At 45.2% G+C, this 2002-nt stretch carries 3 protein-coding genes; all 3 read left to right on the top strand.

Annotated features, from left to right (window positions below; all coding sequences use genetic code 11):
* The coding region (locus tag LJE12_RS19390) for a radical SAM mobile pair system MarR family transcriptional regulator (protein WP_227292377.1) at window positions 1–411 on the top strand (411 nt) is incomplete at its 5' end.
* The gene (locus tag LJE12_RS19385) at window positions 408–1097 is read left to right on the top strand and encodes a radical SAM mobile pair protein A (RefSeq protein ID WP_227227161.1); all 690 of its coding nucleotides are present in this window, start codon (window positions 408–410) and stop codon (window positions 1095–1097) included. The genes LJE12_RS19390 and LJE12_RS19385, both read left to right, overlap by 4 nt.
* Window positions 1085–1993: a radical SAM mobile pair protein B gene (locus LJE12_RS19380; protein ID WP_227292376.1), complete on the top strand. Its 909-nt coding sequence runs from the start codon at window positions 1085–1087 to the stop codon at window positions 1991–1993. The genes LJE12_RS19385 and LJE12_RS19380 overlap by 13 nt, the downstream gene beginning before the upstream one ends.
* The last annotated feature ends 9 nt before the right edge of the window (window positions 1994–2002 follow it).

Below are 2002 nucleotides of genomic sequence, written 5' to 3'. Positions count from 1 at the left end.
ACCAAAATAAAACAGCTTGGAGACCGGATTTTCGAGAAGATTCTCAGTGAAAAGAATATTGATGCGTTTAATGGAGCCCAGGGGCGTATTCTTTATGTGCTGTGGCAGAAGGATGGTATTTCAATCAGGTCACTCTCGACTAAATGCGGATTAGCGATAACATCTCTTACTACGATGCTGGAAAGAATGGAAAATCAAGGGCTGATAAGCCGTGTTCAGTCTGAAACGGACAAAAGGAAAACACTCCTGTTTCTGACTGAGAAAGCACATGCCTTAAAGGGCGAGTACGATGCTGTATCTGATGAGATGGGCAGTATTTACTACAAAGGTTTTTCAGAGGAAGAAATTACCCGGTTTGAGGAATGCCTCGACCGCATCAGAAAGAATCTTGAGGAGTGGCAGAAGTCATGAGTATTTGTATCAAAGATCAGATTCAGAACATGAATATCGTCATTGGCTGCACAGTGGGGTGTACATATTGCTATGCCCGCAACAACGTGAAACGCTGGCATATGATTGATGACTTCGCTGACCCTGAATTCTTTCCGGGTAAGCTCAAGATGATGGAAAAGAAACGTCCGCAGAACTTTCTTCTTACCGGCATGAGCGATCTCTCTGGATGGAAGCCGGAATGGAGAGACGAGGTATTTGCAAAGATCCGTGAAAATCCACAGCATCAGTTCCTGTTCCTTACCAAGCGACCTGATTTGCTGGATTTTGATACCGATCTGGAAAACGCATGGTTTGGCGTTACGGTGACGAGGAAAGCAGAACTGTGGCGTATCGACGCCCTTCGGAAAAACGTCAGAGCAAAACATTACCATGTTACCTTTGAGCCGTTATTCGACGATCCCGGCACAGTTGACCTTTCCGGAATCAATTGGATCGTTGTGGGTACCATGACCGGAGCTCAGAGCAGGAAGATTCATACGGAGCCGGAATGGGCATGGTCTCTGATAGACCAGGCACATAAGCTCGGCATTCCGGTGTTTATGAAAGAAGACCTTGTCCCTATCATAGGGGATGAAAATATGATTCAGGAAATGCCGGAAGAATTTAATAAAGTGTTAGAGGTACAGAAATCATGGAAGAAGTAATAAATGGAATCCTCATTCGTGAGGTGGAAACAAAGAACATCATGACTAAGTCCAGTCTGCCGGTAGGCGGTTACTCGGTCAATCCCTATGTGGGTTGTACACATGCCTGCAAGTATTGCTATGCTTCTTTTATGAAGCGCTTTACCGGGCACAAGGAGGAATGGGGCACTTTCCTTGATGTGAAACATTGGCCGGAAATTAAAAATCCGAAGAAATATGCCGGACAGCGGGTGGTCATCGGTTCTGTGACAGATGGCTACAATCCACAGGAGGAGGAATTCGGGAATACCAGAAAACTTCTGGAGCAGCTGATCGGCAGTGACGCAGATATTCTGATCTGCACAAAGTCGGATCTTGTGGTACGGGATATTGATCTGCTGAAGAAGCTTGGACGTGTAACCGTTTCATGGTCGATCAACACACTAGATGAAAATTTCAAGAACGATATGGACTCTGCTTCGAGCATTGAGCGCCGTATCGCTGCTATGAAGCAGGTATATGAAGCAGGTATCCGTACAGTCTGTTTCGTATCCCCGGTATTCCCCGGTATCACGGATTTTGAAGCAATCTTTGAGCGGGTAAAGGATCAGTGCGATCTGTTCTGGCTCGAAAATCTCAATCTTCGAGGCGGTTTCAAAAAGACAATTATGGATTATATCGCCGGAAAATATCCTGATCTTGTACCACTTTACGACGAGATCTATAACAAGCATAACCGCAGCTACTTTGAAGCACTTGAAGTAAAAGCTGAGAAAATGGCTAAGAAGTATGATTGTGCCTTTGTGGATAATGAAATGCCTTATGGCAGAGTCCCGCAGGGGCATCCGGTGATCGTAGATTATTTCTATCATGAGGAAATCCGTGGGACAGAGAATACCGGAAAAAGAAATCGCTAACTTCCAGTT

Origin of the sequence: Blautia sp. DFI.6.71 (assembly GCF_020593585.1) — a bacterium.
Classification (GTDB): Bacteria; Bacillota; Clostridia; order Lachnospirales; family Lachnospiraceae; genus Blautia_A; species Blautia_A wexlerae.
The sequence above is the reverse complement of the archived record's forward strand: the minus strand, read 5'-3'. Positions and strand labels throughout refer to the sequence as shown.

Excerpts from the sequence above, each read along its gene's own strand:
- LJE12_RS19380 (WP_227292376.1), top strand. The coding sequence starts at position 1,085 with ATGGAAGAAGTAATAAATGGAATCCTCATTCGTGAGGTGGAAACAAAG.
- LJE12_RS19385 (WP_227227161.1), top strand. The coding sequence starts at position 408 with ATGAGTATTTGTATCAAAGATCAGATTCAGAACATGAATATCGTCATT.